This window comes from Marinimicrobium koreense, assembly GCF_003762925.1.
In the GTDB taxonomy this organism is placed as follows: Bacteria; Pseudomonadota; Gammaproteobacteria; order Pseudomonadales; family Cellvibrionaceae; genus Marinimicrobium; species Marinimicrobium koreense.
Genome location: NZ_RJUK01000001.1, coordinates 974,787 through 1,001,463, shown reverse-complemented (window position 1 = coordinate 1,001,463; position 26,677 = coordinate 974,787). Strand labels below are relative to the sequence as shown.

The 26,677-nt window shown below is 59.8% G+C and carries 28 protein-coding genes and 1 tRNA gene; 19 read left to right on the top strand and 10 right to left on the bottom strand.

Annotated features, from left to right (window positions below):
- Positions 1-51: 51 nt before the first annotated feature.
- The gene (acnB, locus tag EDC38_RS04275) at positions 52-2,670 is read right to left on the bottom strand and encodes a bifunctional aconitate hydratase 2/2-methylisocitrate dehydratase (RefSeq protein ID WP_123637443.1); all 2,619 of its coding nucleotides are present in this window, start codon (positions 2,668-2,670) and stop codon (positions 52-54) included.
- 771 nt (positions 2,671-3,441) lie between these two features.
- On the opposite strand from acnB, the gene EDC38_RS04270 reads away from it, so the two are divergent.
- From EDC38_RS04270 to EDC38_RS04255, 4 genes are read left to right on the top strand one after another with little or no spacing between them, the layout of a single operon-like run.
- Positions 3,442-4,500 carry an SMP-30/gluconolactonase/LRE family protein gene (locus EDC38_RS04270; RefSeq protein ID WP_123637442.1) on the top strand — a complete coding sequence of 353 codons (1,059 nt, stop codon included), beginning with the start codon at positions 3,442-3,444 and terminating at the stop codon, positions 4,498-4,500.
- 1 nt (position 4,501) lies between these two features.
- Positions 4,502-4,990, top strand: a complete 489-nt coding sequence (locus EDC38_RS04265; protein ID WP_024460273.1) for a DUF1289 domain-containing protein — start codon at positions 4,502-4,504, stop codon at positions 4,988-4,990.
- Positions 4,991-5,004: 14 nt separating this feature from the next.
- Positions 5,005-5,616 (top strand): MiaE family protein, encoded by a 612-nt coding sequence (locus EDC38_RS04260; protein WP_123637441.1) that lies wholly within the window; start codon positions 5,005-5,007, stop codon positions 5,614-5,616.
- Between the two features lie 8 nt (positions 5,617-5,624).
- Entirely contained in the window at positions 5,625-6,440 is an 816-nt protein-coding gene (locus EDC38_RS04255; protein WP_123637440.1) for a methyltransferase domain-containing protein, read from the top strand.
- Between the two features lie 6 nt (positions 6,441-6,446).
- Here EDC38_RS04255 and EDC38_RS04250 read toward each other — a convergent pair whose 3' ends face one another.
- Positions 6,447-6,926 (bottom strand): J domain-containing protein, encoded by a 480-nt coding sequence (locus EDC38_RS04250; protein WP_123637439.1) that lies wholly within the window; start codon positions 6,924-6,926, stop codon positions 6,447-6,449.
- A 154-nt stretch (positions 6,927-7,080) separates the two neighbouring features.
- Between EDC38_RS04250 and EDC38_RS04245 the strand changes: the two genes are divergently transcribed.
- The 6 genes from EDC38_RS04245 (at position 7,081) to EDC38_RS04220 (ending at position 12,211) form a co-directional block, all read left to right on the top strand.
- The gene (locus tag EDC38_RS04245) at positions 7,081-8,124 is read left to right on the top strand and encodes an agmatine deiminase family protein (RefSeq protein ID WP_123637438.1); all 1,044 of its coding nucleotides are present in this window, start codon (positions 7,081-7,083) and stop codon (positions 8,122-8,124) included.
- The gene (locus tag EDC38_RS04240) at positions 8,111-8,992 is read left to right on the top strand and encodes a carbon-nitrogen hydrolase (RefSeq protein ID WP_123637437.1); all 882 of its coding nucleotides are present in this window, start codon (positions 8,111-8,113) and stop codon (positions 8,990-8,992) included. Before EDC38_RS04245 ends, EDC38_RS04240 begins: the two co-directional genes overlap by 14 nt.
- An 83-nt stretch (positions 8,993-9,075) precedes the next feature.
- A complete protein-coding gene (gene bcp / locus EDC38_RS04235; protein ID WP_123637436.1) occupies positions 9,076-9,555 on the top strand; it encodes a thioredoxin-dependent thiol peroxidase in 480 nt (159 codons plus the stop codon).
- 359 nt (positions 9,556-9,914) lie between these two features.
- Positions 9,915-10,358 carry a helix-turn-helix domain-containing protein gene (locus tag EDC38_RS04230; RefSeq protein ID WP_024460266.1) on the top strand — a complete coding sequence of 148 codons (444 nt, stop codon included), beginning with the start codon at positions 9,915-9,917 and terminating at the stop codon, positions 10,356-10,358.
- A 146-nt stretch (positions 10,359-10,504) separates the two neighbouring features.
- Positions 10,505-10,834: a preprotein translocase subunit YajC gene (yajC, locus tag EDC38_RS04225; RefSeq protein ID WP_024460265.1), complete on the top strand. Its 330-nt coding sequence runs from the start codon at positions 10,505-10,507 to the stop codon at positions 10,832-10,834.
- Between the two features lie 3 nt (positions 10,835-10,837).
- The gene (locus EDC38_RS04220; protein WP_246004330.1) at positions 10,838-12,211 is read left to right on the top strand and encodes an alanine/glycine:cation symporter family protein; all 1,374 of its coding nucleotides are present in this window, start codon (positions 10,838-10,840) and stop codon (positions 12,209-12,211) included.
- 12 nt (positions 12,212-12,223) lie between these two features.
- Here EDC38_RS04220 and EDC38_RS04215 read toward each other — a convergent pair whose 3' ends face one another.
- The 7 genes from EDC38_RS04215 to rne all read right to left on the bottom strand — a co-directional run bounded on the left by EDC38_RS04215 (position 12,224) and on the right by rne (position 18,041).
- Positions 12,224-12,556, bottom strand: a complete 333-nt coding sequence (locus EDC38_RS04215; protein ID WP_123637435.1) for a TusE/DsrC/DsvC family sulfur relay protein — start codon at positions 12,554-12,556, stop codon at positions 12,224-12,226.
- Between the two features lies 1 nt (position 12,557).
- A complete protein-coding gene (gene tusB, locus EDC38_RS04210; RefSeq protein ID WP_123637434.1) occupies positions 12,558-12,866 on the bottom strand; it encodes a sulfurtransferase complex subunit TusB in 309 nt (102 codons plus the stop codon).
- A gap of 11 nt (positions 12,867-12,877) precedes the next feature.
- Positions 12,878-13,240, bottom strand: a complete 363-nt coding sequence (gene tusC / locus EDC38_RS04205; RefSeq protein WP_123637433.1) for a sulfurtransferase complex subunit TusC — start codon at positions 13,238-13,240, stop codon at positions 12,878-12,880.
- Between the two features lie 16 nt (positions 13,241-13,256).
- Positions 13,257-13,649 carry a sulfurtransferase complex subunit TusD gene (tusD, locus tag EDC38_RS04200; RefSeq protein WP_123637432.1) on the bottom strand — a complete coding sequence of 131 codons (393 nt, stop codon included), beginning with the start codon at positions 13,647-13,649 and terminating at the stop codon, positions 13,257-13,259.
- A 68-nt stretch (positions 13,650-13,717) separates the two neighbouring features.
- A complete protein-coding gene (locus tag EDC38_RS04195; RefSeq protein ID WP_123637431.1) occupies positions 13,718-14,401 on the bottom strand; it encodes a Bax inhibitor-1/YccA family protein in 684 nt (227 codons plus the stop codon).
- Between the two features lie 205 nt (positions 14,402-14,606).
- Positions 14,607-14,697 (bottom strand) — tRNA-Ser (locus EDC38_RS04190).
- Between the two features lie 149 nt (positions 14,698-14,846).
- Positions 14,847-18,041 (bottom strand): ribonuclease E, encoded by a 3,195-nt coding sequence (gene rne / locus EDC38_RS04185; RefSeq protein ID WP_123637430.1) that lies wholly within the window; start codon positions 18,039-18,041, stop codon positions 14,847-14,849.
- Positions 18,042-18,833: 792 nt separating this feature from the next.
- On the opposite strand from rne, the gene rluC reads away from it, so the two are divergent.
- Both rluC and EDC38_RS04175 read left to right on the top strand, forming a co-directional pair.
- The gene (gene rluC, locus EDC38_RS04180; protein WP_123637429.1) at positions 18,834-19,826 is read left to right on the top strand and encodes a 23S rRNA pseudouridine(955/2504/2580) synthase RluC; all 993 of its coding nucleotides are present in this window, start codon (positions 18,834-18,836) and stop codon (positions 19,824-19,826) included.
- Between the two features lie 56 nt (positions 19,827-19,882).
- On the top strand, positions 19,883-20,524 hold the full coding sequence (locus EDC38_RS04175) for an HAD-IA family hydrolase (protein WP_123637428.1): 642 nt from the start codon (positions 19,883-19,885) through the stop codon (positions 20,522-20,524).
- 1 nt (position 20,525) lies between these two features.
- On the opposite strand, the gene EDC38_RS04170 is transcribed toward EDC38_RS04175, so the two are convergent.
- The gene (locus tag EDC38_RS04170) at positions 20,526-21,131 is read right to left on the bottom strand and encodes a Maf family protein (protein ID WP_123637427.1); all 606 of its coding nucleotides are present in this window, start codon (positions 21,129-21,131) and stop codon (positions 20,526-20,528) included.
- A gap of 121 nt (positions 21,132-21,252) precedes the next feature.
- Between EDC38_RS04170 and EDC38_RS04165 the strand changes: the two genes are divergently transcribed.
- The 7 genes from EDC38_RS04165 (at position 21,253) to fabF (ending at position 26,670) form a co-directional block, all read left to right on the top strand.
- Positions 21,253-21,789: a YceD family protein gene (locus tag EDC38_RS04165; RefSeq protein WP_024460254.1), complete on the top strand. Its 537-nt coding sequence runs from the start codon at positions 21,253-21,255 to the stop codon at positions 21,787-21,789.
- 40 nt (positions 21,790-21,829) lie between these two features.
- Positions 21,830-22,012, top strand: coding sequence for a 50S ribosomal protein L32 (gene rpmF, locus EDC38_RS04160; RefSeq protein ID WP_024460253.1), 183 nt, complete (start codon positions 21,830-21,832; stop codon positions 22,010-22,012).
- A 33-nt stretch (positions 22,013-22,045) separates the two neighbouring features.
- Positions 22,046-23,038, top strand: a complete 993-nt coding sequence (gene plsX / locus EDC38_RS04155; protein ID WP_123637426.1) for a phosphate acyltransferase PlsX — start codon at positions 22,046-22,048, stop codon at positions 23,036-23,038.
- 52 nt (positions 23,039-23,090) lie between these two features.
- Positions 23,091-24,038, top strand: coding sequence for an ACP S-malonyltransferase (fabD, locus tag EDC38_RS04150; RefSeq protein WP_123637425.1), 948 nt, complete (start codon positions 23,091-23,093; stop codon positions 24,036-24,038).
- Positions 24,039-24,043: 5 nt separating this feature from the next.
- On the top strand, positions 24,044-24,790 hold the full coding sequence (gene fabG, locus EDC38_RS04145; protein WP_123637424.1) for a 3-oxoacyl-ACP reductase FabG: 747 nt from the start codon (positions 24,044-24,046) through the stop codon (positions 24,788-24,790).
- Between the two features lie 208 nt (positions 24,791-24,998).
- Positions 24,999-25,235: an acyl carrier protein gene (acpP, locus tag EDC38_RS04140; protein ID WP_012487300.1), complete on the top strand. Its 237-nt coding sequence runs from the start codon at positions 24,999-25,001 to the stop codon at positions 25,233-25,235.
- A 193-nt stretch (positions 25,236-25,428) separates the two neighbouring features.
- On the top strand, positions 25,429-26,670 hold the full coding sequence (gene fabF / locus EDC38_RS04135; RefSeq protein WP_123637423.1) for a beta-ketoacyl-ACP synthase II: 1,242 nt from the start codon (positions 25,429-25,431) through the stop codon (positions 26,668-26,670).
- The last annotated feature ends 7 nt before the right edge of the window (positions 26,671-26,677 follow it).

The following is a 26,677-nucleotide window of genomic DNA, read 5'->3' as shown; positions in this document are numbered from 1 at the left end:
CCGCTGACTCACGCCAGCGGGCTTTTTTGTGGGCGATGAGGGTAGGGCGGTTTACACCGCCACTTCCTCAATCTGCACCGACGCGATGCGCTTACCTTCGTCCGCAGACTTCTGGTATTCCTCAATTTCGTTGAAGTTGAGGTAGCGGTAGATATCGCTGGCCATGCTGTTCAGGCCTTTGGTGTACTCCAGGTACTCCGACGGGGTGGGCAGCTTGCCGGTGATGGCGGCTACCGCGGCCAACTCGGCCGAGGCCAGGTAGACGTTGGCACCCTGACCCAGACGGTTCGGGAAGTTACGGGTGGAGGTGGATACCACCGTGGAGTTCGGAGCCACTCGCGCCTGGTTACCCATGCACAGAGAGCAGCCGGGCATTTCGGTGCGGGCGCCTTTGCTGCCAAAGATGTTGAAGTAGCCTTCCTCCATCAGCTGGTGCTCGTCCATTTTGGTGGGCGGTGCGATCCAGAGGCGGGTGGCCAGTTCTTCTTTGGTGGCTTCCAGCAGTTTGCCGGCGGCACGGAAGTGGCCGATGTTGGTCATGCACGAACCGATGAACACTTCATCGATTTTGGTTTCCTGCACGTCGGACAGCTTCTTCACATCGTCCGGGTCGTTCGGGCAGGCCAGCAGCGGCTCGGTGATTTCCGCCAGATCGATTTCGATCACTTCGGTGTATTCCGCGTCCGCGTCGGCTTCCATCAGCTCCGGATTGTCCAGCCACTCTTCCATCTTGCGCGCACGACGCTCCAGGGTACGCACGTCGCCGTAGCCCTGTTCGATCATCCAGCGCAGCATGGTGATGTTGGACTTCAGGTACTCGATGATCGGCTCTTTGCCCAGCTTGATGGTGCAACCGGCGGCGGAACGCTCGGCCGAGGCATCGGAGATTTCGAAGGCCTGTTCGACTTTCAGGTCCGGCAGACCTTCCACTTCCAGAATGCGGCCGGAGAAGATGTTTTTCTTGCCTTTCTTCTCGACGGTCAACAGACCTTTCTGGATCGCGTAGTAGGGGATTGCATTGACCAGGTCACGCAGAGTGATGCCAGGCTGCATGTCGCCCTTGAAGCGCACCAGAACCGATTCCGGCATATCCAGCGGCATTACGCCGGTAGCCGCGGCAAAGGCCACCAGGCCGGAACCGGCCGGGAAGGAGATGCCCAGCGGGAAACGGGTGTGGGAGTCACCGCCGGTGCCCACGGTATCGGGCAGCAGCATGCGGTTCAGCCAGCTGTGAATGATGCCGTCCGCCGGGCGCAGGGACACACCGCCACGGGTCATGATGAAGTCGGGCAGGGTGTGCTGAGTGTCAATGTCCACCGGCTTGGGGTAAGCGGCGGTGTGGCAGAAGGACTGCATGGTCAGGTCGGCGGAGAAGCCGAGGCAGGCCAGGTCTTTCAGCTCATCGCGGGTCATGGGGCCGGTGGTGTCCTGGGAGCCGACGGTGGTCATGTAGGGCTCGCAGTAGGTACCGGGGCGCACACCTTCCATGCCACAGGCCTTGCCGACCATCTTCTGGGCCAAGGTGTAACCCTTGCCGGTGTCCTTGGGCTGCTCGGGCTTGCGGAACAGGTCGGAAGGGGCCAGGCCCAGGGATTCACGTGCTTTGCCGGTCAGACCGCGACCGATGATCAGCGGAATCCGGCCGCCGGCCTGGACTTCGTCCAGCAGTACTTCGGACTTCAGACCAAATTCGCAAATCAGCTCGCCGGTCTCGCCATTGAGAATCTTGCCTTCATAGGGACGCACTTCGATGACGTCACCCATGTTCAGGTCGTCCACCGGCGCTTCGAATACCAGCGCGCCGGCGTCTTCCATGGTGTTGTAGAAAATCGGCGCCACTTTACTGCCGATACAGACGCCACCGGTGCGCTTGTTGGGCACACCCGGGATGTCTTCACCGATGTACCAGAGCACGGAGTTGGTGGCGGATTTACGCGAGGAGCCGGTGCCGACCACATCCCCCACCATGGCCAGCGGGTAGCCTTTCTTCTTCAGCTCGTCGATCTGCTTGATCGGGCCGATGGTGCCGGGTTCGTCCGGGGTCAGGCCTTCGCGCTCGTTTTTGTACATCGCCAGGGCGTGCAGCGGGATATCCGGGCGGGACCAGGCGTCCTGGGCTGGGGACAGGTCGTCAGTGTTGGTTTCACCGGTGACCTTGAATACGGTCAGCTTGATGCTCTCGGGCACTTTCTGGCGCTTGGTGAACCACTCGGCATCGGCCCAGGATTGCAGAACGCCTTTGGCAAATTCGTTGCCGGCTTTGGCTTTTTCTTCCACGTCGTGGAAGGCGTCGAACATCAGCAGGGTGTGCTTGAGTTCGTCGGCAGCCAGGGGAGCCAGTGCGGTGTTGTCGAGCAGCTCGACCAGGGTTTCGATGTTGTAACCGCCGTGCATGTTGCCCAGCAGTTTGACGGCGTGTTCTTTGGAGATCAGGGGGCTTTCGGCTTCGCCTTTCACGATGGCGCTCAGGAAAGCGGCTTTGACGTAAGCGGCTTCATCCACACCGGCGGGGACGCGGTGGCTGATCAGCTCGACCAGGGTGTCTTCTTCGCCAGCGGGTGGGTTTTTGAGCAGTTCGACCAGTTCGGCAACTTGTTCTGCGTTCAGCGGTTTGGGGGGTACGCCTTCCGCGGCGCGTTCCGCGACGTGAGTACGATAGGCTTCAAGCACGATTGAGTTCCTCTGATTTTGTGGGGTTACTCTCTCAACAGGATCTCTGCCTTGAGAGACTATCCATGACCGTCATGGATGCGAGTGGACCCAGGGTCCGGCGCCGCGCCCCGGGAGGCGGTTGATGGCACGGCTCAACGGCGGCGGATTATACAGTAACCCCCTTTAAGTGTGTAGGGCGCCCGGTTGGGCTGTATGGAGCTTCGATGCTTATGGTGCTCCGGTTGTGGCGCTCCGACGGGGCATACCCTTGTGAGGCACGCCGAATATGGCAGATAGACTGGTGGAAAGCATCAAGTCCGGGCCGCGAAGGGAAAGCCCTTTCAAGACACGCCGTAAACCCATCCCTGGGGGCTCGACGCGCGGAGTCCCTCCGCTTACGGTCTTGAAAGGGCTTTCCCTTCCCGGCCCTCAGTGCCAAATTGAACTTAAGGTGCTATTTCCCGAAACGTTACGTTCGCACTGCGGAGATGGGGTATAGCCTTGTGAGACCGTCACCCGCCTGGATGGCGGGTGATGAGCCCCCATGGATGGGTTTACGGCGTGTCTCGCAAGGCTATACCCCATCGGAGCATTATGATCGGAGCGCCTTTTTGGAGGAGCAAAGAGCGCCGATCGACTGGCGGTCAAACTAAAGTTACTGGCTCATGATTCAAGTGATCGGTATAATGATTGTTGATTTTCTGATTGATTGGATTGTATTAAAAACAATGGGTTACAGTCAGAACCTAAAGCTATAAATAACTTAAAATCGGCACAAGGACATCCTCCATGAACACCACCCGACACACCCTGGCGCCTCTGAGTGCCGCACTGACCGCGCTGATTCTCTGGGGCTGTGAACCCGCCGAAGAGACGCAGCCGGCACCCGAAGCCTCCGGTAATGCCGCGGCCAGTGGAGTCGAGTACAGCGACCCGGACAATCCCGGTACCGCGTCCACGCCAGACAGCCATTGGCAGTGCCCGCAAGACGCCGGTCAGGCACCCTCGGGTACTCTGACTGCCGAGCGGATTCCGGGCTCCGCCACCACCCAGGAAGAAGCGGGCCTGTATGAAGGGCCGGTGTGGATTGGTGGGTCCCTGTACTTCTCCGATTTTACCTTTCAGGAAGGCTTCCCCTCGCGAGTGCAGCGCCTGACGGCGGAAGGTACCCTGGAAACCGCGCTGGAAGACAGCGGCAGCAATGGCCTGGCGGTGGATGCCGAAGGCTTTCTGATGGCCGCCACCCACGATGCCAAGGCCATCTCACGCTACGAGCTCTCTACCGGCGACCGGGAGATTGTCTGGGATGAGTATGCCGACAGCCCGTTCAACTCCCCCAACGACCTGACCCTGACCCGCGATGGCGCGATCTACTTTACCGACCCGGACTTTCAGCGCTCAGCGGCACCGGGTGGACAACCAAAGACCCGGGTCTATCGTATTGATTCCGACGGTGTGTCCGTGGTGGACGATACCCTGAGCAATCCCAATGGTGTCTCCCTGTCCCCGGATGAGCAGACCCTCTACGTCGCCGGCGGCGGCGAGCAGGGCGTGCTCAGGGCGTATTCGCTGGATGCGGACGGGCAGGTAACCGGGCAGCGGGATCTGGCCGAGGTGACTGTCCCCGACGGTATGGCGATTGACTGCCTGGGTAACATCTATGTCACCGAACACACCAAGCAGCGGGTGCGGGTGTTCTCCCCTGAGGGTGAATCCCTGGCGGAGATCCGTGTCGATGCGAATATCACCAATGCCGCATTCGGCGGCCCCGAGCGTCAGACGCTGTACCTGACCGGCGCGGGTACGCTCTGGCAGATTGAACTGGATGTAGCGGGATATCCTTATTGATATGGCAGTATTCAAGCGGGTCAAAACCCCCTGTGTTGGTGTCTGTTCAACGGGCATCGGGGATAGCGTGTGCCGGGGCTGCAAGCGATTTGCCCATGAGGTGATCGACTGGAATGCCTACGATCAGGAGCAGCGCTACATTATCGTCAAACGCCTGGAGGCCTTTCTGACCCAGGTGGTGGCGGCGCGCTTCGAGATTCTGGACGAAGCCGTTTTGCACGAGCAGATCCGGCACCAGCAGGTGCGGTTCAACGAAGATCGGGACCCGCACTGCTGGATCTTCGATCTGCTCAAGGCCGGGGCCAGCCAGATCCGGGAACCGGCGCACTACGGTCTGCGGGTGCGCCCCGAATGGCGGGCGTATTCTCTACCCGAGCTGCGCGATCAGATCGATCACGACTATTACGAGCTTTCCTGCGCGCACTACGAGCGCTATATTGCCCCGGGTTTGGCCGCGGATGCGATGCAAAAAGCAGCGCAAAACACTTGAACTTTGTGATGTAAATGACTGATATAAAACCTATTCTTGATTTTCTTCAGTGCGAAACTCCGGATGCCTGGGTTCGCTGGGCGCTGGCCAATGAGCCGCTGCTGTTACTCGATCATGCCAACTGCGAAAAGAAGGCCGCGTCCACCGCGCTGACGCTGATGTACCGCTATGTGGGCGACTTCGAGATGATGCATAAGATGTCCCGGCTGGCCCGGGAAGAGCTGCGTCACTACGAGCAAGTGATGAGCCTGATGCAAAAGCGCGACATCGCTTACGGGCAGATTTCCCCCAGCCGCTATGCCTCCGAGCTGCGCAAGCCGATCCGTACCCACGAGCCGGGGCGCTACGTGGATACCCTGATTGTGGGCGGGATCATCGAAGCCCGCTCCTGTGAGCGCTTCGCCAAATTGGCCCCGCACCTGGATGAAGAGCTGCAGGGGTTTTATCTGTCGCTGCTCAAGTCCGAGGCCCGGCACTTTCAGGACTATCTTAAGCTGGCCCGCAAGGCCGCCGGTGGGGAGTCCATCGAGGCTCGGGTGGAAGAGTTTCTGGCACTGGAACGTTCGCTGATCGAATCGCCGGATGACACCTTCCGCTTTCACAGCGGCGTGCCCCAGGCCGCCTGAGGCACGCTATGCCCAAGCAACCGGTCACCGGCGACCGCAACTTTGACGATCTCGCCCAGCGTTTCGCCCGCAATGTCTACGGTGGGCTCAAAGGGCGTATCCGGCTCAGCGTGCTGCGCCGCGACTTTGGTCAACACTGGCCGTTTCCGCCTTTTGTGCCCGACACCGGTCGGCCGCCCCTGCGCATTCTGGATGCCGGTGGCGGCCAGGGTCAGTTTTCCCTGCCCCTGGCGCGGGCCGGGCATGCCATTACCCTGTGCGACCTGTCTGAGCAGATGCTGCTTGGTGCCCGGGCGGAAGCGGATCAGCTGGGGGTCAGCGATCGGGTGACCCTGGTGCAGAGCGCCATCCAGTCTCTGGACGACGCCTTGCCAGAAGAGGCTGAGCCTTTTGATCTGGTGATCTGTCACGCGGTACTTGAATGGGTGCTGGATCCGGAAGCCCTGATCGATCACCTGATTCGCTGGCTCAAGCCCGGCGGTCACCTCTCCCTGTGCTACTACAATCTGCACGGCGCGGTGTACAAAAACCTGCTGCGGGCCAACTTCAAGAAGGTGGAGCGGGGGGATTACGGCGGGTTTCGGGGCAGTCTGTCCCCCATCAATCCGCTCTATCCGGAGACGGTGGATCAGTGGCTGGCGGCGAGGCCGTTGGAGCGGCTGGCCACCAGTGGCATCCGGGTGTTTCACGACTACATTCTGGACAAGTCACTGCGCGAGCAGGCGCCGGACAAGGTGCTGGAGCAGGAGCTGCGACTCTCGCAGTTGGAACCCTACCGCTCGCTCGGACGGTATGTGCATGTGTTACTCAAACGCCTGACCTGATATCCATCAGCTCAGGCGTTTGAGTAACAGCTCTTTGGCCTCGTTGACCTTGGCCGCCAGATAGTCATTGCCGCCCCGGTCCGGGTGCAGCTTCTGCATCAGTTTGCGGTGGGCACCGATGATGTCCTCCCGAGTAAGTGCCTGCTCGTCGCCTTTCAGGCCCAGCGTGTCCATGGCTTCGCGTACATCCATGGGACCGCTCGGCGGGCTGGCGGGGCCGGCCTGCTGCTGGCGCTGCTTCCACAGCGGGAAAAACTGCAGGCCCAGGGCAATGGCGGTTTTCGCCAGGGGGAGCAGGGCGCCCAGCACGGCAAACAGCCAGTGGGCCCGCCCGGTGGCGACCATCAGAATCAGTCCCAGACCGCCGCCCCACAGACCGAGGCGCCAGTACAGGCGCTTGCGCTCGGCCGGCGGCAGGCGCCGGATATGGGCCATGGCTGCCCAGAGGCCGATGATGACAATCAGGGCGATAAGCAATCGAAGCATAGTGAACTCGTCCGGTCGCTCAAGCGCGACGTATTCAGTGGCGGCTATTATAGAGAGGGTGAGCGGCGGGTGATAGTGTTAGCGCGGCGGACCTTAGCGGCCCGGATGCGCTATAATCGCCGCCCTTTGAAGCCGAACCAACGAGGTGCTTTTGATGCCACAATTCCGCCTGCCCGCCGAGTGGGAACCCCAGGACGCCGTGCTGCTGACCTGGCCCCATGGGGACAGCGATTGGGCGCCGCTGCTCGATGAGGTGATCCCGCTGTATGAGGGGCTGGTGACCGTGATTGCGGACTATGCGGACCTGATCATAGTCGTGCCGGAGCAGGAGCTGGACGCCATACAGAGCCGCCTGGAGGCGATGAATGTGCCCATGGACAGCGTTCACCTGCGCCCGGCGCCGAGCAACGATACCTGGGCCCGGGACCACGGCCCGCTAACCGTGCTCGAGGGCGAGCGTCCGGTCCTGTTGGACTTTCAGTTTAATGGCTGGGGCGGCAAGTTTGCCCACGATCTGGACAACGGCATTACCGAGCGCCTGCATCGCGACGGCGCCTTTCCCGAGGTGGCGCTGGAGCGCCAGGATTGGGTGCTGGAGGGCGGTTCGATTGAGGTCGATGGGCGCGGCACGCTGCTCACCACCGAAGTCTGCCTGTTGAATGAGAACCGCAACCCGGGGTTGAGTCGGGAGGCCATTGAAATGCGTCTGAAGGAGGCGTTCAGGGTACGCAAGGTCAATTGGCTCAAGCACGGCCATCTCGAAGGGGATGACACCGATAGCCACATCGATACCCTGGCGCGGTTGTGCCCAAACAATGTCATCGCCTATGTACAGTGCGATGACCCGGAGGACTCGCACTACGCCGAACTCAAGGCGATGGAAGCCGAACTGGCGCTGATGACCGATGCCGATGGCGAGCCCTACCAACTGGTACCACTGCCCTGGCCGGGAGCGGTACACAGCGACGACGGCCGGCGCCTGCCGGCCACCTACGCCAACTTTCTGATCATCAATGGCGCCGTTCTGGTGCCGCAGTACGACTGCCCCAGTGATGAACAGGCCCTGGAGCAGGTGATGCAGGCTTTTCCCGGTTATCACATCTTCGGCATTCCCTGCTCGGTACTGATCGAGCAGGGGGGCAGCCTGCACTGTATTACCATGCAATTACCCGAGGGAGTTCTCTATGACCCAGCTTAACGTCGGGCTGATTCAGCACGCCTGCAGTGCCGACCTCGAATCCAACCTGCAGGCTTCCATTGACGGTATCCGCCGCGCGGCGGAGCAGGGCGCCCAGTTGGTGGTGCTGCAGGAATTGCACCGGGGCCTGTATTTCTGTCAGCAGGAGGACGTGGACGAGTTTGATCTGGCAGAGCCCATTCCCGGCCCCAGTACCGATCGTCTGGGCGCCCTGGCCCGCGAGCTGAACCTGGTGATTGTCGCCTCGCTGTTCGAGCGTCGGGCGCCGGGGCTGTATCACAACACAGCGGTGGTTCTGGAGCGCGATGGCACCATCGCCGGCACCTACCGCAAAATGCACATTCCGGACGATCCGGGTTTTTACGAGAAGTTCTATTTCACCCCGGGCGATCTGGGCTTTCAGCCCATTCAGACCTCAGTGGGCAAGCTCGGAGTTCTGGTGTGCTGGGACCAGTGGTTCCCGGAAGCGGCCCGCCTGATGGCCATGGCGGGCGCGGAACTGCTCATTTACCCCACCGCCATCGGCTGGAGTCGGGAAGATGACCCCGAGGAGCAGGAGCGTCAGCGCCAGGCCTGGATCACCATTCAGCGCGCCCATGCGGTGGCCAACGGTGTGCCCGTGGTCAGCGTCAACCGCATGGGTCACGAAACCGATCCCGGCGGCGGCTCCGGTATCGATTTCTGGGGTAGCAGCTTTGTCGCCGGCCCCCAGGGGGAGTTTCTCTACCAGGGCAGCACAGATCAGGTGGAGCACACCGTGGTCTCCCTGGATATGGCGCGCAGCGAGAACGTGCGGCGCATCTGGCCCTACCTGAGAGATCGGCGGGTGGACCATTACGGGGACCTGCTCAAACTCTACCGGGATTGAGTTCGGCGTAACGGCAAACGGCATTGCACTACTTCGGTGCGGTGCCTCAAGATGATCTTTGACAATGCAATTCGGAGCGAACCATGGCATTACCGAAAATCGGCAATCTGGCCCCGGCTTTCACCCTGAACAATCAGAATGGTGAAGCGGTCAGCCTGAAAGACTTCAAAGGTAAACAGAACGTCGTGTTGTACTTCTATCCCAAGGCCTCCACCCCGGGCTGCACCGTCCAGGCCTGTGGCATGCGCGATTCGCTCGCGGAACTGGCGCAGTACGATACGGTCGTATTGGGAGTGAGTCCGGACAAGGAGCCGGCACTGCAGAAGTTTATTGCCAAACAGGGATTGACCTTTGACCTGCTGTCCGACCCGGAGCACCAGATTGCCGAAAAATATGGCGTCTGGGGGCTGAAGCAGTTTGCCGGTAAAGAGTTTATGGGGCTGATTCGCACCACCTTCATCATTGATAAAGAAGGGCGTCTGCGGGCCATCCCTGAAAAGTTCACCACCAAAAACCACGACCAGGTGATTCTGTCCTGGGTTCGAGAGCATTTTGGAAGTTAATGACGCACTGGTTAGGCCAAATCGGAGTCGAGGGTGACTTTTACGGTATAAGATCAGGTTTTTAATAAAAATGTGATCTTAGTCCCGCTGAATGTCGGGTTTTTTGACTCCGTTAGCGACAATTCCGCTTCGATTGGCCTATACTAGAAATGTCTTGAGGTTGAGGGCCCGGCCCTCGAGGTACAGGGTTGACCGTCAAACCTCGGGACCGATCAGGGCTCAGGCATGGCCTGTCCGCTGGTCGACAATAACGATCGCGCGAGCTCGGTTACTGGCGGCTTCGGTTGACAGTCGCTCCGCGACCACCCAGCGTCATTAATTTTCAATGCCCAGAGTTTTTGGCAGAAGGAGAGGCCTGTATGATTCAGTTACAGCGTATCGACGATCGAATCAGTGAAAGTGCGGCACGCCCGTTCGCCACGCCCGGTGTCCGGTCTTATCATGAATATCTGGAGTTAGCGCGTATTCCCCCGGCAGAAGGGGTGGCCGCCAAGGTTCTGGATGTTCTGCACCGTCGCGTCGGTCAGGACCCTTTGGCAATTGATTACATTGCCGAGGATCTGGACCTGTCAAAACGGACTTTGCAGCGTCGTTTGCAGCAGCAGGGCGAAAACTTTGCCCAACTGCGGGACAGTCTACGTTTCCACTATGCGATCAAGTTTCTTATTGATCAGCATATGAGCGTTGATGCGGTATCCAAAGCATTGGACTTTTCGGACCGCACCAGTTTTACCAACGCTTTCAAGCGGTGGACCGGACTTTCTCCGAGTGTCTTCCGCAAGCTGTTTCGCGATTACGCCTGACCACAGATTTGGCGATTGCCTCAGCCGTCCCCAGCGGCTGGGGCTTCTTGATTTTCACCGACCAACCCCCTCCATGTAATTGCCTGCCCCGCACAAACAGGGTAGAGTTAGCCCTTTTTCCGACCTAGAAAAATGAGGCTTGTTTCATGGATTTCTTTATTCCCGCCGCAATGGCTCAAGATGCTGCGCAACCCCAGGGTAACCCGATGGTCACTCTGCTGATGTTTGTGGGCCTGTTTGTGTTCATGTACCTGTTTATCATCCGCCCGCAGCGCAAGCGTCAAAAAGAGCATCAGAACCTGGTGTCCGCGTTGAGCAAAGGTGATGAAGTGGTCATGACCAGCGGCCTGCTGGGCAAAATCCTCAAGGTTGACGACAACTACATCGTTTTGGAAACCGGCGAAAACATTGAGCAGAAGTTCCAGAAGGTTGCGGTTCACGCCGTTCTGCCCAAAGGCACCATCAAGTCCATCTAATCCATGACTGACTCCTCCGCCATCCGTTCACTGGAAAGCTTTTTGAAGACCCTCAGTGATCTGGTGTGGGGGGAGTTCATGCTGGTGCTGATTCTGGGCACCGGCCTTTTCCTGATGGTGCGACTCGGCGCCATGCCCCTGAGACGCATCGGCACCGCTTTCCGGCAACTCTTCCAGGGCCGCCAGGCTCAGGGCGAAGGGGACATCAGCGGCTTTAACGCGCTCATGACGGCGCTGTCCGCGACCATCGGCACGGGCAACATCGTGGGGGTCGCCACGGCCATCGGCATTGGCGGCCCGGGTGCGTTGTTCTGGATGTGGTGCAGCGCCCTGGTGGGGATGGCGACCAAGTACGCCGAAGCCGTGTGTGCGGTCCAGTTCCGGGAAACCGATCATCAGGGGCGCCACGTCGGTGGCCCCATGTATTACATCAAGAACGGTCTGGGCAAACGCTGGATGTGGCTCGGCGCTCTGTTCGCTTTTTTTGGCATGCTCGCGGGGTTTGGTATCGGCAACACGGTACAGGCCAATTCCGTTGCCGATGCACTGTCCGAGAGTTTCAACATCAGCCCCTGGATTACCAGTGTCCTGCTTATGGCGCTGGTGGGGGCCGTTCTGATCGGTGGTATCAAGCGTCTGGCCAGTGTCGCCGGGAAACTGGTGCCGTTCATGGCCATCGTCTACCTTCTGTCGGGGCTGGTGATTCTGGCGCTCCACTTGCCGGTGCTGCCGGCGGCGGTCCTGTTGGTGGTTGACTCCGCTTTCACCGGGACCGCGGCGACCGGCGGTTTTGCCGGCGCCACCGTGATGATGGCGATTCAGTTTGGGGTTGCCCGAGGGGTGTTCTCTAACGAGGCGGGCCTGGGTAGCGCGCCTATTGCCCACGCGGCGGCGCAGACTAACAGCCCGGTACGCCAGGGGCTGATAGCGATGCTCGGCACCTTTATCGACACACTGGTGGTGTGCACCGTGACGGGCCTGGTGTTGATCGTCACGGGGGCCTGGCAGACAGGGGCCGAGGGTGCGGCCATGTCCCAAGAGGCTTTCGCATCGGTGATTCCCCAGGGGCAACATTTGATCGCACTGAGCGTCTCCCTGTTTGCGTTCACGACCCTGTTGGGCTGGAGCTACTACGGTGAACGCTGTGCCCAGTACTTGATGGGTGAGCGTGTGGTTAAGCCGTTTCGGGTGCTGTGGGTGCTGGCGATTCCGGTCGGCGCCAATATGAGCCTGGGTGTGGTCTGGATTCTTGCGGATATTCTCAATGGCCTGATGGCCATTCCCAATCTGATTGCGTTACTGGCGCTATCCAGTGTTGTGGTAGGTCTGACCCGAGAGTACTTCGCGCGCAAAAACACCGACCCCCTCGGTCTGTAAACTTCGTTCAGGCTACAGACAATTGTCGGGGCGGGGCAGCCCGGCGATTTTACTGGCAATCTTGGCCGGACTGGGCGGAAACAGTTTCATCAGGTAAATGCTGCGCCCTTTTTCCGTGCCGAGTTTTTGCCCCACCCGCTTGACCAGCGGGCGCATGGCGGGGGATAGTTCGAACTCGCGGTAGAATTCACGCAGCAGTTCAATCACTTCCCAGTGCTCTGCTGTCAGAGTAATGTTTTCGCGACTGGCCAGCGCCTCGGCGACCGCCGGACTCCAGTCCCCCAAGTCTTTCAGATAGCCTTCCTTGTCTGTGCTCAACGTCTTACCGTCCACTGTCAGTGACATGTCAGTACCAGCTCTGGATTGTGTTGTGCGCGACGGATAGCGCCACGAATTTCTCATAGTCCGAGATCGACACTCCGTTCGCGATCCGTTCCATCAGGCCGCGAGCCTTAAGGTCCGCTTCCAGCGCGTACACCTCAATCTGACGTTCGTGCAAGTCGTTCAGTGCACTCGCTTCCGGTGAGGCGGGCAGGGCGCCGTAGACACCATCTTCAATCAGAAGCACCGCGTCCCCGGGTTGGCAGACATCAAGGCAGGCGCGAAGGGTCCGGTGTTCAAATGGGGATTTATTGACGGTATGGAGTGTGCTCATGAAGAACGACCTTAAAAGCTGAGGAGTTGGTCCTGCTCGGAAAACAGGCGGCCTACCGCACGGTTGTCCAGCTCGATAAGGTTGTCCATGACCAGATCGGACATTACCAGACCCCGTTCGGTCAGTGAGGGGGTGTGTACATACAATCGTTCGACGTCGTAGATCGGTAATGCCTGCAGGCTTGACGCCAGATTTTTCTGGGGGAGGGTGTCGGGAGACTGATCCCGTACCAATTGAAAAACCCCGTCATTCATGAACAGGACGCCGACGTCCTGGCCGAATACCGCGGTCGCCAGGAGCGCATCCAGGGCCTCCCGGGCGGTGCTGCTACCGTAGGGGGCGTGGCGCATCACAAACAATAAGCGGCAACTCATTTCCATCTCCTTTCCATCAGGCACCAAACGTGACGACCCGGTCGGCATGAACCGCTGCGTCCACCCACTGCCCCAGACCGCTTAAACTGAACTCCGGTGCAAGGTTGGCAACATCGTGCTCGTAGCGGTCAGCCTCTTCCTGATTGAGAATGCCTCGACGCAACGCCGCGGCGATGCAGACGACCACATCGATGGCGTTCTCGCGGGCCAGGGTTCGCCATTCCTCCACCAGGTTCTGTTCATCCTGAGCGGGAGTGGCGAGCCGATTACCTGTTGCCACTCCCTCCTGATAGAAAAAAACGCGATAGATGTCGTGGCCTTGGCGCAGGAGTGCCTGCGCGAAGTTCAGGGCGCTCTGGCTGGCCTCTGAGTTGAAGGGTGCGGCGTATACGGCGAGTGAGAATTTCATCAGCGCTGGTTCCTGAAACAAAAAAAGCCCCGATCTACGGGGCTTTTTTCATGGTGGTGCGTCCCGCTTTACTCGTTGCTGGCACCGAGCAGGTGCAGCAGGCTGGTAAAGAGGTTGATGATTGACAGGTACAGTGATGTGGTCGCCATGATGTAGTTGGTCTCACCGCCATGAATAATGGCGCTGGTCTGGAACAGAATCAGTGCCGACATCAGCAACACAATACCGGCAGAGAAGGCCAAGCTCAGGGCAGATACATCAAAACCGAACAGGGAGGCGCCGATCAGCAACAGCATACAGGCGATCATCACCATCAGGCCGACCGCAACAAAACCGCGCAGGAAGCTGAAGTCCTTGCGAGTGGTCAGGGTGTAGCCGGACAGCCCGAGGAAAATGACCGCAGTGCCGCCCAGGGCCTGCAAAACGATGGAGCCGCCATTGGACATGGCCAGGTAATGATTCACGATGGGGCCGAGGCTGGCGCCAATCAGACCGGTGAACGCAAACACGACGCCCAGACCGGCCGAGGAGTTGGCGGTTTTGGGCAGTACGAACCAGACCAATACGATGGCAATGACGCTCATGATCAGCCCCATGCCGTGAGACATATTGATGGCCATGGCGATACCCGCGGTCACGGCACTGAAGGCCAGGGTCAGTGCCAGCAACATATAGGTGTTGCGCAAAACCTTGTTGACCTCAATGCTGCTGCCGATATCAGCACGGGCATTCTGGGTGTAGAGCTCTCGCATTGCTTTTCTCCATTGATGACAAATATTGCCTGACATAGATCATACTGGAACCGGCGGAAACTTGCCAAGCTTGTTGCATTAGATGGGGGCGGGTTGGGGGAGTTCTAGGGGGGGTGGTGTAAATATTTGTTAGTCGAACGGAGGGTTCTTACCCGTCCCTTTTGCCATAAAAAAACCCCTGCCATTGCTGGCAGGGGTTTTTATATGGCGGAAGGGCAGGGATTCGAACCCTGGGTAGGCTATTAACCTACGGCGGTTTTCAAGACCGCTGCATTCAACCGCTCTGCCACCCTTCCGAAGAGGGGCAAATTATACAGAGCTTTTTCTGTGGGGCAAGGGGAGGGCGGAAAAAAACTCAAGGATTTCGAAGACTTAGTAGTGATTGAAGAGCCAAAAAAAGGGCGCTCCCCGAAGAGAGCGCCCTTTGTACTTGCCGTTACGAGGTTTACTCGCTGGCGCTTGACTCAACCTCTGGAGCCTGCCGGTTGCGCGGGTCATTTGCCGGGCGCGCCAGAGGCCGTGGGTTGTGGCTTACCGCGGGCGGTTGCCGGGTATCCAGCGCCTGGGCTGCGGAGCGTTGACGGTGCTCGGTCACGATCTCCGTCGGTACCTTGGGCTGGGGAGCCAGACGCGGATCATTGGTCGCCCGCGCCGACGAGCGGGGTGCGGGCTCCGGAGTCGGTGCGCTGACTTCCTGCGTCTCCTCTGCCGGCGCGGCCGGAGCCTCTGCGGGTTCTGCAGTGGCTGCCGGCGCCTCAGCGGTTGTCGGCTCCTGAGTGTCGGCGGTGACGCTTTCTTTGCTTGCCTCGTCCTCGGCTAGCGCATTTTCCTCGGGCGCTGCGGGCTCCGCCGGGGCGGCGGTATTGGCGGGCTCAGCGACCGGCTCTGGAGTGGCCGGCTGGACCGCTTTGGCAGAGACCTCGGCGTCGGTTTCAGCCGAGCCCGCGTCGGTTACCGAGCGGCCCTGGGGTGCCTCAGTATCCGTTGCGTTCTGCGCCGCTTTGGTATCGCTTTTTGTGGTGCTACTTTCTGCCGTGTCGACTTTCGGGGCAGCGGCGTCCTGGGTTGGGCGAGGCTCGCCCACTTGACGCTGGCTGACGCGACGGGGCGCCTCTTCCCGAAGTTCCGCCGTAGCCGTTGGCTTGATGGTGGCTTCAGCGTCGGCGTCCTTCGGAGATTGAGGCTCCTCAGTGGTCGCGGTGTTGCGGGCCTCAGTGTTGCCGCGAGTGCGCCGCGCTTCGCGCTCTTCACTCTGGTCTGTGTCTGCCTGAGCCGTCACTGGTCCTGTGTCAGTGCGACGAGCCAACGTATCCGCCTTGGCGGGTTTGTCGTCGGTCGCATTGTCACTGCGGGCCTCGGAGCCTGCCTTCTGGTCACGGTTAGCCCGGTTGCTTCGCTCGGCCTTCACGTTGTCGGTGGTGTCCTGATTGGCGGCCTGGATTTCATTGGCCTTCTCGATCACCTCCTCGGGCAGTTCGCGGCGGTTACGGCGACGGGGGCCGGAACGGGTGCGACGTCCCGCCGGGCGCTTGGGCGGCCGGTTTTCCTGCTGCTCATTGGTGGCCTGCTCTTGTGCCGGCTCATTGACCTCGGCGGCCTCGGCTTTCTGCGGTGAGGCGTCTTTCGGCTGGCTGTTATCACCGCGGGTTTCCGGCTTGTTGCCGGCGCCACCGCGACGGTTTCTGCCACCACGGGAACGGCGACCGCTGTTGCCTTCTGTGTTTTTTTCCTGCCCCTTGTCCTGACTGTTGTCCGAGGCTTTGTCGGCGGCTTTGTCCTGACGCTTTTCAGGGCGACTGTCGCCATCGCGCTGGTTGCCGCGTTCATCACGACGACCACCGCGGCGGTTGCGGTTGCCGCCCTCGCGACGTCGATTCTGGTTGCCGCCGCGACTGTGCCGGCTGCGTTGATGGCCGCGACCTTTCGACGACGATGACTTCTTGTCCTCTTCATTACCCTTGAACAGACCTGCCAGCAGGGCGACAAAACGCTCCCACAGGCTGGGCTCTTTGGGTGCCACGGGCGTGGGTGCCGCTTCTGTGGGCGCGGCCGGTTGCACAGCGGGCTGGGGCAGGGGCGCCGGCTTGCTGCTGGTTTCCACTTCCTCTTCGCTGTGTTCGTCGGCGGTGGCGACAATTTTGTAGCTGGTCTCCAGCGTGCCCTCGTCGTCATCGCGCAGACGCTGAACTTCGAAGTGTGGCGTCATCATGTCGGCGTTCGGCACGACGACCACGCGGGTGCTGTTGCGCTGCTCGATGTTGGAAATGGTTTTGCGTTTTTCGTTGAGCAGATAGGTGGCCACAGAAACCGGCGCGATCGCGCGGATCTCGGCGCTGCGCTCTTTCTGTGCTTCTTCTTCCACCAGACGCAGGATCGACAGGGCCAGAGAGCGGGTGCTGCGAATGGTGCCCTGACCGTTACAGCGGGGGCAGACTTTCGAGTGCACTTCGCCCAGGGAAGGGCGCAGGCGCTGGCGCGACATTTCGAGCAGGCCAAAGCGTGAAATGCGGCCTACCTGAACGCGGGCCCGGTCCATGTTCAACGCGTCGCGCATGCGGTTTTCCACTTCCCGTTGATTGCGGGCAGGCTGCATGTCGATAAAGTCGATCACAATCAGGCCGCCCATGTCCCGCAAACGCAATTGCCGGGCGATCTCGTCAGCGGCTTCCAGGTTGGTCTGCAGGGCGGTCTCTTCGATGTCGCCGCCTTTGGTGGCGCGCGAGGAGTTGATGTCGATGGACACCAATGCCTCGGTCACATCAATGACGATGGAGCCGCCGGAAGGCAGTTTGACTTCGCGCTGAAACGCGGTCTCGATCTGGCTTTCAATCTGGTAACGGTTGAACAGCGGAATGTCGTCGTTGTACAGCTTGACCTTGCTGCCGAAGTTGGGCATCACCTGTTGGATGAAACCGTTGGCCAGATCGAAGGCTTCCTTGTTATCCACGATCACTTCGCCGACGTCCTGGCGAAGGTAGTCGCGAATGGCGCGGATGATGACGTTACTTTCCTGAAACAGGAAGTTCGGTGCCGGGGCGCTTTTGGCGGCCTTGTCGATCGATTCCCACAGTTGCAGAAGGTAGTTCAGGTCCCATTGAAGCTCTTCCGCGCTGCGGCCAACGCCGGCGGTGCGAATGATGATTCCCATCCCGGAGGGGATTTCGACGCCGCTCAGGGCATCTTTGAGCTGCGCCCGGTCTTCCCCTTCGATGCGGCGGGAAATGCCACCGGCGCGGGGGTTGTTGGGCATCAGGACCAGGTAGCGACCCGCCAGGCTGACAAAAGTGGTGAGCGCGGCGCCTTTGTTGCCGCGTTCCTCTTTGTCGACCTGCACGATCACTTCGGTACCTTCTTTGACCACTTCCTTGATCTTGATGCGGCCCTCAACATCGTTGGGGGCTTTGCTGAAGTACTCGCGGGAGATTTCTTTCAGGGGGAGAAAGCCGTGGCGCTCGGCACCGTAGTCAACAAAGGCGGCTTCCAGGCTGGGTTCAACCCGGGTTATTTTGCCTTTGTAGATGTTGGCTTTTTTCTGCTCTCGATTGCGATTTTCGATGTCCAGGTCGTACAGCCATTGGCCGTCGACCAGCGCTACGCGCAACTCTTCGGGTTGAGTTGCATTAATGAGCATTCTTTTCATGCGTTACCTAATATAGTCGTCCGGGGCGCCAGGCCGGCGGAATAACCAAGGTTAACGCTGTTGTGTTTTACAACCTTAGGGCCGACCGGGCTCCAGGGTAGAGCCTGTCGGGGTTGGGGGCAGAGGCAGACGGCCAGCCACAGGCTCCGCCCGGCAAAGAGCCGGTCGGCGGAGGGGGCTGTCGGTTGCCTTGATCGTCATGCAATCCTGCTCCATGAAACTCTAGTTTTCTCGTTTCGGCTTCAGGCGGTTCCCCGGGTGGAGCTGGGCTCAACGGGGGGTTCCGCGTGGAATCTGGCAGTGCCGGTGTTGTGTTCGGGTGCCGAATCGTCACGTGGTATCTCTCAGGTCCGCCAGAAACCATCTTGGTCTGGACCCTGTGTTCGCTGTGACGCCGGAAAATCACCTGGCCGGCAATGCGTAGAAATCAGAGTTCTACAAAAACACGTACAGTATCAACTATGGCTATCACGCGGTTGGCGCGATGGTCATGGGGTGCCCCGCAGGCCTTTCGGGCGTCGTTGCGGTAGCACCGGTTTTGTCAGTTCACTGGCCAACATCGGGGGGAGGTAAACCATCTCGCCTGGCCCGAAGTGGCCCTGTTGCTGTCAGCGGTATTTCCTCGCAACAGGCCTGATTTACGCTTACCTGTCCGGAAACCTGCCTGTCCCAGCAGCCCGGAATATAACAGTAATTGCAAAAAGCTTCAATCTGCCTTTGTTTTCGGGCCCGAGCCTGTCGTCGGGGAGTATCCCGTCGCGACCCGGCCCGGTTTACGCTATCATGCGCGCCATGACTAAACCCTCCTCTTCCTCCCGGTCGGCCCCGCCGCCCCAGACGCCACCCACTCAGGTTCAGTGGCTGACGATTGATGCTGACCAGGCCGGTCAGCGAATCGATAACTTCCTGATGGCTCGCCTCAAAGGGGTGCCCAAGTCCCGGGTGTACAACATTTTGCGCAAGGGCGAAGTGCGGGTGAATAAAGGTCGGGTCAAACCCGATTATCGTCTGGTCTCTGGGGATCAGGTCCGTGTGCCCCCGGTGCGGGTGACCCAAAGTGCGCCCGCACCCAAGCCCAGCGATCAACTGGTTCGTCAGCTTGATAGCGCCATCCTGTTCGAGAACGAGGGACTGTTGGTGCTCAATAAGCCGCCGGGTCTCGCCGTTCACGGTGGGAGCGGTGTCAGTCTGGGGTTGATTGAGGTGCTGCGGCAGATGAGGCCGGAGGCCCGCTTTCTGGAATTGATCCACCGGCTGGATCGGGATACGTCCGGCTGCATTATGGTGGCCAAAAAGCGCAGTATGCTCCGTCATATGCAGGCGGCGCTCAGAGACAAGAGCGCCAGCGGCGTCACCAAAATCTATCAGGCGCTGGTGCTGGGGCGCTGGTCTGAGCGTAAAACCAAAGTCGATGCGCCCCTGATGCGCCTGGAAATCAACGGTGACCGGATCGTCAAGGTGCATCCGGAGGGCAAGCCGAGCCTGACCCGGTTTCGGGTTCTGCGGCGCTTTGAGGGGGCGACCCTGGTCGAGGCACATTTGATTACGGGGCGGACTCACCAGATTCGGGTTCATGCCCAGTCCGCCGGCCACAGTCTGGTTGGGGATGAGAAGTACGGCGATGATGAAGCCAATAGGCGTTGGCGGGCGGGGGGCGTAAAGCGCCTGTTCCTGCATGCCGCGGAGCTGGGTTTTTACCTCCCGGACCAGTCGGCCATGACGCGCGTGGTTGCACCGCTGCCGGATGATCTGCAGACCGTTCTGGCGCAAACGCCCCAAGAGTGACGCCAATACGAATGAGGCTATGAGTGTTTGATGGACGTTATCAAGAGGTATAAGCGTTGTTGTTGATTTTTGACTGGGATGGCACTTTGAGCGATTCCACAGGCCTGATTACCCGGGCCATGCAACAGTCGGCCGAGGATCTCGGTTGGCCGATCCCGGAAGCTGCTGCCGTGCAGAACATCATCGGGCTAGGTTTGCCCGAGGCGCTTCATTTATTGTTCCCGGATCAGGATGACAAAGGGCATGGCCTGCTGCGCGATCGGTATCGGTCGAACTATCTGCGTGCCGATCAGGCGCAGCCCTCCGAGCTGTTCCCCGGGGTAATGGAAACGCTGACCCGGTTGCGTGACGATGGGCATCAGATGGCCGTGGCGACCGGCAAAAGCCGGGTGGGGCTGGATCGGGTGTTGAAGGTCATGGGGCTTGATGGTTTTTTTCACGGCACCCGCTGCGCCGATGAGACCGCCTCGAAGCCGCATCCGCTGATGCTTCATCAATTGCTGGAGGCGTTTCGGGCCGAGCCGTCCAGCGCGGTCATGGTGGGGGATACCGAATACGACATGGAAATGGGACGTCGAGCGGGCATGGATCGCATTGCCGTCAGTTACGGTGCCCATACCATTGATCGGCTGCATCCCTATGAGCCCGCCCTGTGCCTGGATCAGTTTGATGGGCTGCTCCGGTGGGATCGGTTGTAAGCTAACGGGACGCCGTTGGCATGAGCAGGGGGTCGAGACCGGCCTTTTGCAGCATTTCGGTCAACTGGATCAGCGGCAGACCGATCAGTGCATTCGGATCATCGCCCTCCAGGCGCTCGAACAGGCAAATGCCCAGCCCCTCCACTTTGAAAGCGCCGGCGCAGTCGTAGGGCGTTTCCTGCCGCAGATACTGCTCAATCTGTGTGTCCGTCAGGGGGCGAAAGTGCGCTCGGACGCTCTCGCACCGGGTTTCATCAGTACCGGTGCGGGCATCGTAAATACAAAGGCCGGTGTAAAAGGTGACCACCTTCCCGCTGGCCGCGCGCAGTTGTTCAACGGCCCTCTGGTGATCGCCCGGTTTACCGAGGCACTGTTCGCCATCCAGGGTGGCCACCTGGTCCGAGCCAATGATTAACAGGTCGTGAGCTTCGGTGGGTGCCAGGGCGCGGGCCTTCATGTGGGCCAGTCGCCGGGCCAGGGCCTCTGGTGTTTCACCTGGGGCGGGGGTTTCATCAACCTCGGGAGCGGTGCAGGTGAAGGTCAGATTCAGCCGCTCGAGTAGCTGGCGTCGATAGGGCGAGCGGGAGGCCAATAATAGCTCTGGCATGGGTCAATCTCCGAAAAACAGTGATAATCGGTCAACATTTTAACGGAAACCCCCGTCGTTGCGGCCTTTGGCCACTTTTTTCTTTGACACAGGCGGCGCTTATCCCTATTATTGCGCGCTTATGTTTTCAGCCCCCTTTGACAAGCCTCTGCCGCGTCAGGGCGACCCGCGCAAATTCGCGCAACAGGGCGTCCGGATCAGTGGCTATGTGCCGGTGGATCAACTGACCCGGATTCAGGATCTGCTGTTGGAGGAAGGGGCGCAGGCTCGCGTGGATCTGACCTTCGGGATCAGTGAGGCCGGTAAGCTGGTGGTTGAAGGTTCGGCCGCCGCTGATCTGGTGTTTACCTGCCAACGCTGCCTCGGTCCGGTGACCGTTGCGGTGGACGCGCAGATTGAGCTGGCACTGGTGCGCACGGAAGAGGAAGCCCGACAGCTGCCTCGCGCCCTGGATCCCTGGATATTGCCGGAGGATGGAAACACGGACTTCTACACAATGGTAGAAGAAGAGCTATTGTTAAGTTTGCCGTCGGTGGCTTATCACGAGGCGCTGTGCATTGATGAGCAATTGCTCAGCAGTGGCGAGCCGGTGGAGCCGGAGCCGACAAAAAACCCGTTTCAAGTTCTGAAGCAACTCAAGGGCTCGCCGAAATCGTGAGGCGCCCCGGCTTCAGTGGTATTGTCAACAGGAGATCATCATGGCCGTACAACAAAACCGTAAGACCCGTTCCAAGCGTGGCATGCGTCGCTCTCACGACGCGCTGACCGGAAAAGCGCTGTCAGTAGACCCGACGACCGGTGAAAAACACCTGCGTCACCACGTGTCTGCCGACGGTTTTTACCGCGGTCGTAAAGTGGTCGACACCGGCAACGACGAGTAATTTCGGAGTCGCTGACTACTCAGCCATCCGGAAATGATTCGTATAGCGGTAGACGCTATGAGCGGGGACTTAGGTCCCCGCACTGCTATCTTGGCGGTGCTCCGATTGGCAACCTCGGCCGCTTCCGGGGTTCGCTTTATCCTAGTGGGTGAACGTTCCGTTCTGGAGCGCTTGCTGCCCGCGACTCTCCCGTCCTCTGTCTCCGTGCATCATGCGCCATCCTGGGTGGCGATGGATGATGATCCGCGCGCGGCGCTTCGTCACGGGCGTGAAACCTCCATGTGGCGGGCGTTGGATCTGGTGCGCACCGGTCAGGCCGATGCCTGCGTCAGTGCTGGCAACACCGGGGCGTTGATGGCGATGGGCCGCTACCTTCTGAAAAGCCTGCCGGGCATCGAGCGACCCGCCATCTGCAAGGCGATGCCGGTGTCCCGTGGGCGAACCTGGATGTTGGACCTTGGCGCCAATCCTCAGGCGACGGCGGAGCAGTTGCACCAGTTTGCCCTGATGGGCGCGGTCTTGGCGACTCGGGAACTGGGCCGGGATGCCGAAGTGGCCCTGCTGAATGTCGGTGTCGAGTCCGGCAAGGGCCCTGAAGTGGTGCAGGCCGCCAGTCGGCTGATGGCCGATGACCGCCGCCTGCACTATATCGGCTACATTGAAGGGGATGATATCTACACCGGGCGGGCCGATGTGGTGGTCTGCGATGGCTTTGCCGGAAACGTCGCGCTCAAGGCCAGCGAAGGTGTGGCGAAGCTGATTGGCGAGAAGCTGCGCTCGGGTATCCGATCGCGCTGGCGTTATCGCCTGGCGGTTCCCCTGTTGATGCCCCTGCTTCGCCGTTGGCGCACCGAGCTGGACCCGGGCGCCTACAACGGGGCCATTTTCCTGGGGCTCAGGCGGCCGGTGATCAAAAGTCACGGTGGCGCTGATGAGGGGGCCTTTGCCGGAGCCCTGAATGTGGCTATAGAGCAGGTGCGCCGGCGGGTAACAGAACATATTGAAACCGAGCTCGCGGAGTCCTGACCGAAGGGTGCGCTTCGTGGTTCTGGAAACAACATCATAAGAGGTGGAGTTTATGTCCGAACAATCGTTGGCCTTTGTTTTCCCCGGCCAGGGTTCGCAAAAGGTGGGTATGCTGGCGGATCTGGCCGCGGAATACGGCGTAGTGACGGATACATTTGCCGAAGCGTCCGATGTGCTTGGCTATGACCTGTGGGAGTTGGTTCAAAAGGGGCCTCAGGAGCAGCTCAACCTCACCGAGCGCACCCAGCCGATGTTGCTGGCAGCGAGCACGGCCGTATGGCGCGTCTGGAAGTCCCAGAACGGCGCGGTGCCCGCACTGCTGGCGGGTCACAGTCTCGGTGAGTGGTCGGCGCTGGTGGCGGCGGATGTGGTCAGCTTTGCCGATGCCATTGCTCTGGTGCAGCAACGCGGCAAGCTGATGCAGGAAGCGGTGCCAGCGGGGCAGGGCGGTATGGCCGCCATCATCGGGCTCGAAGACGACGCCATTATCAAGGCGTGTGAGCAGGGCGCTGAAGGAGAAGTCGTGGCGCCGGTCAACTTCAATTCGCCGGGTCAGGTTGTCATCGCCGGGGCTTCGGCTGCCGTCGATCGCGCCATGGCTCTCTGTAAAACGGCGGGCGCCAAACGTGCCCTGGCTCTGCCGGTCAGCGCCCCATTCCACACCAGTCTGATGCAGCCGGCCGCGGACGGTCTGGCCCCCAAAATTGCTGAGACCGAGTTCCGTGCGCCGACGATTCCTGTGATTCATAATGTGAACGCCAAAAGTGAAACGGATCCGGAGGCGATCAAGCGCCTGATGATCGAGCAGATCTACAGTCCCGTGCTATGGGTCGACTGTGTCCGCGCTCTGGTCAACAGTGGCGTTTCCAGCACAGTTGAGTGTGGGCCGGGCAAAGTTCTCTCGGGCCTCAATAAGCGTATCGATAAATCGCTGAACACGCTTTCCATTGAATCGCCTGAAGACCTCCAGGCGGTACTGCAACAGACCAAAGGGGAATAACACCCATGAACAATCTTGAGGGTAAGGTAGCGCTGGTTACCGGTGCCAGTCGGGGCATTGGCGCCGCTGTTGCCGAGCAGCTGGGCGCTGCGGGCGCTGTGGTGGTGGGTACCGCGACCAGCCAGGCCGGTGCCGACCGGATTACTGAGCGTCTCGCGTCCCAGGGCGTCACCGGCGAAGGTATGGTGCTCAATGTGACCGATGCCGAGTCGGTCGCATCGGTGCTGGCGGACATGAAGGCGCGGCACGGTCTGCCCGCGATTCTGGTGAACAATGCCGGTATCACCAAGGATAATCTGCTGATGCGGATGAGCGACGACGAATGGTTTGATGTGATCAACACCAATCTGAGCGCCGTCTACCGCCTGAGCAAAGCGGTGCTTCGCGGCATGATGAAGGCCCGCTGGGGGCGCATCATCAACATCAGTTCCGTGGTCGGTGCCATGGGCAATCCGGGCCAGTCCAACTATGCGGCCAGTAAGGCCGGAGTTGCCGGATTTGCAAGATCACTGGCCGCTGAGGTAGGCTCGCGGGGTATTACGGTTAACACCGTGGCGCCGGGGTTCATCGATACCGATATGACCCGTGCTCTGCCGGAAGAGCAGCGCAATCAGTTGCTCGACAAGATCCCTCTTGGCCGTCTGGGCCAGCCTGAGGAGATTGCCTCTGTGGTTGCCTTCCTGGCGAGTGATGCCGGAGGTTACGTCAGCGGCGAGACGATACATGTCAACGGGGGCATGTATATGGCGTAATGGCTTTGGTTAACCTTTTGATTTTTAATGGGTTTTTGTAAAAATCAAAGAAAATTGGCCATATCCGTTACAACCCGGGGCAATTCGATGTAAAATGCGCGTCGATTTTGTCCGTAGCTTAATCTAAGGAGTCTTTCCGGGTATTACCGGTATTTCCGGGTCCGGTATTGGCTTCGTCGATACTACCTACTAGGAGTTATATAACATCATGAGCAGCATTGAAGAACGGGTTAAAAAAATTGTTGCCGAGCAACTGGGTGTGAAAGAAGAAGAAGTTAAAAACGAAGCTTCTTTCGTTGAAGATCTGGGTGCCGACTCTCTCGATACCGTCGAGCTGGTAATGGCTCTGGAAGAGGAATTCGAAACCGAAATTCCTGACGAAGAAGCCGAGAAGATCACCACTGTTCAGTTGGCTATCGATTACATCAATGCCAACTTGGCGTAATCTTCAAGCTGGTTGATTACCGTCTTCCGAAAAGCCGTATTATTGTGAAATAGTACGGCTTTTTCTTTTGCTTATTGCCGTCCCGGACGGCGATAATGCCAGATCACACTCGGTCCCGGGCCGGCCCTCGTTGCACCGCAGCGGGAGCTGGCCCGGGCTCGGTGATTGTCATTTTTGTCGGAGAGCTTTCAAGGTGTCGCGCAAACGAGTCGTAGTTACCGGGCTGGGTATGGTCAGCCCATTGGGAAATACTGTTGCTGACAGCTGGCGAGGAATCGTCAACGGTGTCAGCGGGGCAGCCCCGATCAGCCATTTTGACCCCTCGGCTTTCACCACCCGGTTCAGTGCATCGGTGAAGGACTTTTCTGTTGATGGCTACTACCCGGTAAAAGACGCTCGCAAAATGGACGCGTTCATTCAGTACGGCATGGTGGCCGGTATCCAGGCGATGCGGGACTCCGGTCTCGAGGTGGATGAAGCGAACAGCCATCGGATGGGGGTTTCCATCGGTTCCGGCATCGGCGGGATCGGTTCCATCGAAGACGGTGCACTGATGATCGAGCACAAGGGCCCGCGTCGTATTTCGCCGTTTTTTGTGCCCGGCGCCATCATCAATATGATCTCGGGCAACCTGTCGATCATGTACGGTCTGCGCGGTCCGAACATTGCCATCACCACCGCCTGCACCACCGGTACCCATAGCATCGGCTATGCGGCGCGCAGCATCATGTATGACGAGTGCGATGTTATGCTTGCCGGCGGTGCCGAAATGGCCACCACCCCTGTGGGCCTGGGCGGTTTTGCCGCGGCGCGCGCGCTGTCCACCCGAAATGATGCCCCTGAAGCGGCCAGCCGCCCCTGGGACAAAGATCGTGATGGCTTTGTGCTGGGCGATGGTGCCGGGGTCATGGTGCTCGAAGAGTACGAACATGCCAAGGCGCGCGGCGCGAAAATCTATGCCGAGCTGGTGGGTTTTGGTATGAGTGGCGACGCCTACCATATGACGTCACCGCCCGCCGATGGCGCCGGTGCGGCGCTGTCGATGCGCAACGCCATTCGCGATGCCGGCATTCCGACCGAGGCGATCAACTACATCAACGCCCACGGCACCTCCACTCAGGCGGGCGACCGGGCGGAGTGCCAGGCCGTGAAGAGCGTCATGGGGTCCGCTGTGGACCAGGTGGCGGTAAGCTCTACCAAGTCCATGATCGGTCACCTTTTGGGTGCCGCCGGCGCGGTGGAAGCCATTTTCAGCGTTCTGGCCATTCGGGATCAGGTGGCGCCGCCGACCATCAACCTCGACAATCCGGATGAAGGTTGTGATGATATCAACCTGGTGCCGAATACCGCCCAGGAGCGCAAGATTGACGCGGTTCTGTCCAACTCCTTCGGCTTTGGTGGCACCAACGGTTCGTTGATCTTCCGCAAACTCTAGTCCGTCA

Bases quoted from the DNA above. Each gene is read 5' to 3' on its own strand.
- EDC38_RS04270 (WP_123637442.1), top strand. From the start codon at position 3,442: ATGAACACCACCCGACACACCCTGGCGCCTCTGAGTGCCGCACTGACC.
- EDC38_RS04265 (WP_024460273.1), top strand. From the start codon at position 4,502: ATGGCAGTATTCAAGCGGGTCAAAACCCCCTGTGTTGGTGTCTGTTCA.
- EDC38_RS04260 (WP_123637441.1), top strand. From the start codon at position 5,005: ATGACTGATATAAAACCTATTCTTGATTTTCTTCAGTGCGAAACTCCG.
- EDC38_RS04255 (WP_123637440.1), top strand. From the start codon at position 5,625: ATGCCCAAGCAACCGGTCACCGGCGACCGCAACTTTGACGATCTCGCC.
- EDC38_RS04250 (WP_123637439.1), bottom strand. From the start codon at position 6,926: ATGCTTCGATTGCTTATCGCCCTGATTGTCATCATCGGCCTCTGGGCA.
- EDC38_RS04245 (WP_123637438.1), top strand. From the start codon at position 7,081: ATGCCACAATTCCGCCTGCCCGCCGAGTGGGAACCCCAGGACGCCGTG.
- EDC38_RS04240 (WP_123637437.1), top strand. From the start codon at position 8,111: ATGACCCAGCTTAACGTCGGGCTGATTCAGCACGCCTGCAGTGCCGAC.
- bcp (WP_123637436.1), top strand. From the start codon at position 9,076: ATGGCATTACCGAAAATCGGCAATCTGGCCCCGGCTTTCACCCTGAAC.
- EDC38_RS04230 (WP_024460266.1), top strand. From the start codon at position 9,915: ATGATTCAGTTACAGCGTATCGACGATCGAATCAGTGAAAGTGCGGCA.
- yajC (WP_024460265.1), top strand. From the start codon at position 10,505: ATGGATTTCTTTATTCCCGCCGCAATGGCTCAAGATGCTGCGCAACCC.
- EDC38_RS04220 (WP_246004330.1), top strand. From the start codon at position 10,838: ATGACTGACTCCTCCGCCATCCGTTCACTGGAAAGCTTTTTGAAGACC.
- EDC38_RS04215 (WP_123637435.1), bottom strand. From the start codon at position 12,556: ATGTCACTGACAGTGGACGGTAAGACGTTGAGCACAGACAAGGAAGGC.
- tusB (WP_123637434.1), bottom strand. From the start codon at position 12,866: ATGAGCACACTCCATACCGTCAATAAATCCCCATTTGAACACCGGACC.
- tusC (WP_123637433.1), bottom strand. From the start codon at position 13,240: ATGAGTTGCCGCTTATTGTTTGTGATGCGCCACGCCCCCTACGGTAGC.
- tusD (WP_123637432.1), bottom strand. From the start codon at position 13,649: ATGAAATTCTCACTCGCCGTATACGCCGCACCCTTCAACTCAGAGGCC.
- EDC38_RS04195 (WP_123637431.1), bottom strand. From the start codon at position 14,401: ATGCGAGAGCTCTACACCCAGAATGCCCGTGCTGATATCGGCAGCAGC.
- rne (WP_123637430.1), bottom strand. From the start codon at position 18,041: ATGAAAAGAATGCTCATTAATGCAACTCAACCCGAAGAGTTGCGCGTA.
- rluC (WP_123637429.1), top strand. From the start codon at position 18,834: ATGACTAAACCCTCCTCTTCCTCCCGGTCGGCCCCGCCGCCCCAGACG.
- EDC38_RS04170 (WP_123637427.1), bottom strand. From the start codon at position 21,131: ATGCCAGAGCTATTATTGGCCTCCCGCTCGCCCTATCGACGCCAGCTA.
- EDC38_RS04165 (WP_024460254.1), top strand. From the start codon at position 21,253: ATGTTTTCAGCCCCCTTTGACAAGCCTCTGCCGCGTCAGGGCGACCCG.
- rpmF (WP_024460253.1), top strand. From the start codon at position 21,830: ATGGCCGTACAACAAAACCGTAAGACCCGTTCCAAGCGTGGCATGCGT.
- plsX (WP_123637426.1), top strand. From the start codon at position 22,046: ATGATTCGTATAGCGGTAGACGCTATGAGCGGGGACTTAGGTCCCCGC.
- fabD (WP_123637425.1), top strand. From the start codon at position 23,091: ATGTCCGAACAATCGTTGGCCTTTGTTTTCCCCGGCCAGGGTTCGCAA.
- fabG (WP_123637424.1), top strand. From the start codon at position 24,044: ATGAACAATCTTGAGGGTAAGGTAGCGCTGGTTACCGGTGCCAGTCGG.
- acpP (WP_012487300.1), top strand. From the start codon at position 24,999: ATGAGCAGCATTGAAGAACGGGTTAAAAAAATTGTTGCCGAGCAACTG.